The organism is Halomonas caseinilytica (genome assembly GCF_001662285.1).
Taxonomy (GTDB): domain Bacteria; phylum Pseudomonadota; class Gammaproteobacteria; order Pseudomonadales; family Halomonadaceae; genus Halomonas; species Halomonas caseinilytica.
The window spans coordinates 1-5,843 of sequence record NZ_BDEO01000003.1; the positions used below are offsets into that span (position 1 = coordinate 1).

At 45.4% G+C, this 5,843-nt stretch carries 6 protein-coding genes; 1 reads left to right on the top strand and 5 read right to left on the bottom strand.

What is annotated here, in order from left to right:
• Positions 1–305: phosphorylase family protein (locus tag HSDC_RS05180; RefSeq protein WP_439951091.1), on the top strand; the 305-nt coding region annotated here is incomplete at its 5' end.
• Here the strand turns inward: HSDC_RS05180 and HSDC_RS05185 are convergent.
• From HSDC_RS05185 to HSDC_RS16645, 5 genes are all read right to left on the bottom strand, one after another.
• On the bottom strand, positions 302–1,006 hold the full coding sequence (locus HSDC_RS05185) for an ATP-binding cassette domain-containing protein (protein WP_064698887.1): 705 nt from the start codon (positions 1,004–1,006) through the stop codon (positions 302–304). The two genes, HSDC_RS05180 and HSDC_RS05185, sit on opposite strands and share 4 nt — an antisense overlap.
• Positions 1,006–1,737 carry a hypothetical protein gene (locus HSDC_RS16635; RefSeq protein WP_137055195.1) on the bottom strand — a complete coding sequence of 244 codons (732 nt, stop codon included), beginning with the start codon at positions 1,735–1,737 and terminating at the stop codon, positions 1,006–1,008. The genes HSDC_RS05185 and HSDC_RS16635 overlap by 1 nt, the downstream gene beginning before the upstream one ends.
• The gene (locus HSDC_RS16380; protein ID WP_082919954.1) at positions 1,734–2,852 is read right to left on the bottom strand and encodes a YcaO-like family protein; all 1,119 of its coding nucleotides are present in this window, start codon (positions 2,850–2,852) and stop codon (positions 1,734–1,736) included. Before HSDC_RS16380 ends, HSDC_RS16635 begins: the two co-directional genes overlap by 4 nt.
• Before the next feature lie 25 nt (positions 2,853–2,877).
• Positions 2,878–3,483, bottom strand: a complete 606-nt coding sequence (locus HSDC_RS16640; protein WP_170862782.1) for a SagB/ThcOx family dehydrogenase — start codon at positions 3,481–3,483, stop codon at positions 2,878–2,880.
• A gap of 208 nt (positions 3,484–3,691) precedes the next feature.
• On the bottom strand, positions 3,692–4,483 hold the full coding sequence (locus tag HSDC_RS16645) for a hypothetical protein (RefSeq protein ID WP_137055200.1): 792 nt from the start codon (positions 4,481–4,483) through the stop codon (positions 3,692–3,694).
• Between the last annotated feature and the right edge of the window lie 1,360 nt (positions 4,484–5,843).

A 5,843-nucleotide genomic window follows, 5' to 3' on the forward strand; every position in this document is an offset into this window, starting at 1 on the left:
GTTGGCTCGGAGATGTGTATACGAGCCAGGCTTATGACGCCATCGCCGCCGACATGGTGGACATGGAAAGCTACGCCTGCCTGCGCGCCTGCATGCGTTTTAACGTGCCGCTGGTGGTGCTGCGCGGCATCTCGGACGGCAAGGCGGAGCTCAATCACGTCGACGACTGGACGGCGTATCTCCACGTCATCGACGAGAAGCTGGCCAACCCCGCAGAGCGCCTAAACGAGACGATCGGTCATAGACCGACGCTTAGTAGTATCCGAAAAACACCTTCACTCGTCGACTTTTCAGGTATAACCTAGCTATAATATTGCATAAATGCTTCATTCACTGATCTATTGCTCCCTTCAATATTATTGCAAAAATCCTCCACACCCTTGAAGTACTCGATTCGGCCACTACGAATTGCGAGAATCACATCTGCAGTATTTTCGAACTCCTCAAGATAATGAGAAGAAACTATTACTGTCTTTCCAGCAGCCTTGGCATCTTTCAAATTTTGCCAAATAGACTGCCGAGTCGGCACATCCATTGCGGCTGTAGGCTCATCTAAAGCAACTAAATCTCTATCAAAAGCCAGAGCTACAACAGTAATCACCCATTTCCTTTCGCCGAAGCTAAGTGCTGGCACACGGCGATCGAAAAGTTCTGACATGCGCTCCTGCCAAACTATGGGAAGAGAATATAAAAATGCACTCCTATTGAATTCACCCTGATTCATTCGAAATATAATCTCGACAAACTCACCAATAGTTAGCTCATTAGGAATGGTGATATACTGCCGCACCAAGAACCTCTCCTCTGGAGGGATGAACCAAGTTATTTTTCCATCAATAGGACGCAAGTTACCAAACAGCAAATTCAGTAAGGTAGTTTTGCCAGCTCCATTCGGGCCAAGCAACCCATAGATCTTACCTTTTTCCAGAGAAACTTCTGCATGTGCAAAGATTTCACGAAAATTATAGCCAAAACTCAAATCCTTTATCCTCAATATCTCCGACATCACCCCTCCTTATCCCAGTATGTTTCAGTGCTAAACTTTGACAATGTCAAAAAAACTGACAAGACACTCAAAATGACGCATATTAACAAGGTGGGCCACTCGACTCTTCCCGCCGGATCAATGATTTCAGCACCAATGCTGACCGGATTAAAGTAATTAATCCAGACCACCCAGGCAACCTCATCTCCAAAATTCACACGAGCCATTGCCAAAAGCAACATAGGCGCAAAGCTCATCGACATAACTCCAAAGACTCTCTGAAATTTCATCGGAATCAAGTTCAATATACAGCTTGACAATCCCACGCATAGAACAACAGGAACAGATCTAATAGCCATACCTAAAAAATCAAACAGACCCAAACTACCAGGCGTAAAAGATAGAACCAAAGAAAAAATAAGAACGACTCCGTATGTGAATATAAAACCGGAAATTATTTGAGCTGCCAAGAAGCGCCGTTGTGCGGCACGAAAGGCAACAAAAGCCTTTAAGAAACCTGCTTCTCGGCGGCCTAGCATATATGTACCGGTACCTCTAAGCCCGGTCACTATAGCGATAAATCCCAGAAGAACTCCGTACAATCGGTCATCTAATGCCCCGTTTCCGTTCAAAAAAAGTGTAACAACCAAAATTGAGGGGAAGGCCAATGACCAAAACATCCAGCCCGGCTCGCGTAGAGCTTCGCGCACAAAAATAATTGCTAGCGATATAATATTATGGATTTTTTTCATGGGAAAGGTAAGTCCATTTGTTTGCGGTAAGGGTCCATCCTCTTGAACCTGCGGGCATATAGATTATCATGATTTATTGGCCGAGACGGCTTGATATGCATATAAAAATCTGGTGACTTGAACTGGACAAACCATGGATTCTGTGGGCCGCTAGTTATTTTTTGCGTATGCATGAGAGCAAGCGCCCCTAACTCCCCCATACTCCTCACCTGAAATTTATATGAATCACCATGCTGCAGTTTGGAGAATGGTTTTTCCGGAAGACGTTCGATGAACTCATTGAAAATTTCTTGGTTATTGCAATCCAAATAGTCTCTCTGGTACAAATCACGCATATCTGATTGATCCAGAATGCCTGTCGCAACCATGTAGACAAACTGATAAATCTGCCAGAGCTCCTGCATGCACTTATCATATGCAACTTCAGGATTACTGTCATATGATAAGGAAGAAGAAAACCATACTGGTTTTCCATAGCCTTCGAATATTGCTAGCAGACAGCAGCCAGTGAAAGGCTCAGACAATATATCAAAAACACTGACTTTCCCCATCCTAGATAAAGCATCAAAGACATGATTTCCAGGAAGTTCTGATACCGGTTGCCAAGGACTATTTTCAAACCAAGCACGCAATAAACACTGCCGTTCTATAAACTCCCCTATGGCACCAGAAAGAGCCTTTTCGGGATCAACATGAATGGCCATACCGGACGTATCCCTGTTCGGCATAGGCTCTTCCATATAGCGCTTACCCAAAGAAGCCATATTAACCGGAACAGAAACCTTGTTACCACTATTAAGGTCCATCATGCTCAAACACTTTAAACTCTCTGGAAGAGACTGTCCTGGTAGAAGCTGGTGCATTGCATGTAAGACTGAAGGGTGCAACATTTCACATTCAGTAGCACAGTCAGGCTTAATAAAAAAATAGCCTACAACTCGCTCCAGATATTCGCCTAATGCGCGCTGAAGTGTTCCAGGCCCTAAGCCAAAAGCCCCTGCATTTATGCCACGAGGATCAGAAGCAATAACTCCCCAAGGCATTCCTAACCGTATAGCTGGCACAACATTCAAACTACAGGGCCCCGTAGAGAAAACAGGGGATCTAAAAAGCATTTTAGAAATCCTCTCTAGTCGGCAGTTAGTCACCGGGTTTTCCAATTATTTGTACTGCGATCGGCAAGAAGCAAGCTGGGTTAAGGCCTAAACAGGCAGCTAATTCATTGTCACTAAAAGCATTCGTTATTCGATCACGAAGCCCAACTTCAACAACAGCAGTTGATCCTTGCTGCATCATACATCCAGCCTCAATCAAGGCTAACCGGTATCCACGATAACGATATTTCACCAGTGACTTTGGAAGATTAAGGACATATATTAATGCTGCAACAGGTTCTCCCCATGGATGTTGAGGGCCAAGAAGAGCACTCTCCCAATCACTGCATTCGCTAGATAATCGCTCGAAAGCATGGCGGTTATGAAGATAGTGGAGCGGTTCTGGCTGACTAGAGGACAAGTCTAGGAAGAATAACTCAATTGGATAAATTCGGCCTCCTGATGGATAGGGCCTAAGAAGTGTTTCTGGATCTGAACGAAAAGCCATCGAAAATATTTTTGAGATTCCCTTCATATCTAAAGGCGAGCAAGCTTTAAACCTTATTGGAGAACGACGCAACTGTTCTATGTCGCAGCTATCCAAGAGCTCCATTAATATACCACCCTGCACCATCACAGTATCGCGACTCATCCAACTAGCGGAATCTTCCGTTGAAGGCATATATCGACGATTCTCGATTGGCGTAGTGCGAAGAAAGGATCCTCGGTGATGAAAGGTCGACACCTCGTGCATTAACTTTAGGTCACTTCGACCCATCAAGTCGACCCAACTAATCTCGCCAACACACCCTCCAGCATACGCATCACTTTGATTTTTATTCACGTTTAACCATCACCTTTCAGCGTAAAATAGAATGTACTAGTGCATCGAAATGCATTTTCCCACTCTCCAAATGGCAGAAACTAACTCCGGCTGCTTCGTCCCAGTGGTATAAAGGAGGGTTGGCTGATATAAGCTTGCGAATACTTCTTGAAAGATGAAAAGCACAGAGGCCATCAATACTTTCATCACGTGTAATTGAGGAACCTAGCTCAATATTTTCTTTCATCGCAAAATCCATGACAGAGTACCAACTCCTATTATCGTTAAGTCGATTTTCTTCGAAGAGCTGCCAGGATGAAAAAAAGTCACTAAACCTAGGTGTCGAAAAGGCACGAATCACAGGGCCTATCACAACATGCTGATCACGAATAAAAGTCGAGATTAGGACAAGATCATTATCAGATGCCTCATCCTCTACTCTCTCTGCTAATGTAGGGGATAAAGTCTCAGAATGCACAACATTAAGGCATACTCCATCGCCTCCAGAAATCAATTTTCTAACCATCGGAATCGAAGAAACAACCTCTCGTATTTTGTCACTATCACCATGAAAGGCAATTGATGCTATCTCGCCTTGCGGGCTCGAGAGTTTTCGAAAGAAAATATCAAACGCGCCTTCCGGAACATCTCCAAATATCTTCCTTATATCCTTATACTCCAGTGTCTCATTGGCTCTATCTCGGGCCACCAATGCAAACTCTATATGTTCCCTACTTGTCAACACAATTGTTTTATCTGACGTCAGCATCAACACCCTGTTATCTTCCAGATCAATTAACTGAACGGGCTTTACTTGCCAGGCTTCCATACCCACCCTCTTGCCATAAAAATATTCCATATATTGAACCCTATCAGGAAGCACTGACTTGCTTGTCAGAGACACCATTACCAGACTTCAGCTCTCACTCACCTTCGCGGATTAAGCTCAAGACGCTCCGATAACGATTGCATTGTCTCCTTTAGTTTATCGCAAGCCAGTGCTCTCCTTCGCTTTTAGGTAGCGCAGCCGGAACCGGTACCCCCGGTACCCCCTCCGCCTGAGCAACCGCCATCTCCACAGCCTCCCGTACAACCACCATCAAGAGCTAACGTCCCCCTTGGGTCATCGTCTTGCTCTTCTCCGAATATACAAATACCAAACTCATTCCGCTCATTTTCTTTAACTTCGCTATACATATCAAATCCTCCACTATTAAGCGTCAACTTCATGCCTTAAAGGGTATAGATATGAACAGCCCCACATCCACCCCTCATCTTGAATATTGATCCCGCTTAGACACACGTCAAGCATGGTGAATCTGACAGATAACTGCCTTATCCGTCAGCTAAAAAATTAGACACTGAACTTATCGCTCTGTTTTAAGGATATTTTCTACTACGGACGGACAAAATATATGGAAAATATCCTACAATGGATAACGTAGATATCTTCGGAGGGTTGTCTGAAAATACTCCGCGCAAGCAATGCTCTATACAGGAAAGCTATTGAGGAGATTGTCGTAGCGCGTGCAGACACGACGCAGCCTTTTAACCCAGCCGATGCACCACTTGATGACGTTTCTTCCCCCAATAGTAAAGCTTGTCAACACCTATGGTCGCCTCAGCACCGTGGGGGTCGGTGAATCTTGTGTATGGCGATGATCGACTTCAACCGGTGGCAGTCGCAGTACTGGCGATGGAAATCACTGCCATAGCCTTTATCTACCGCGATGTCGCGGCAATACCTAGTGGCCATCCCACTGGTTCAGACAGATGAGTTTGTTCATAGCAGGAGCGAAGTGACAGGTATCAGTATATAGCCTCGGAGATACGGCAATGTCAGGGACCAGCTATACCGATAATAGACTATATGGATCTGGATCTTAGTAACTAGGCCATCTAATCTCCAGCGCCTAGTCTACAGGTTCTTTCAATCATCTTTTGCCGCCTCCTGAAATAATTAGCGTGGCCCGGATTAAACTGAGAGGGGACAGAGTGACCTCGAAAGAGCCATATATCGCCACTTGGCGCCGAATCACAGGATCCAGAAGACGCTGTTCGGCGCTTGGCGCTAACGCTGCCTCCCGCCATGATGATGGCATTGACGAGCTGCGGGAGACTTCGGGATGAACCAGACACCACGCACACCGGCGCCGCTGACGAACCTGAGCGGTCGCTCCGTTCTCTTC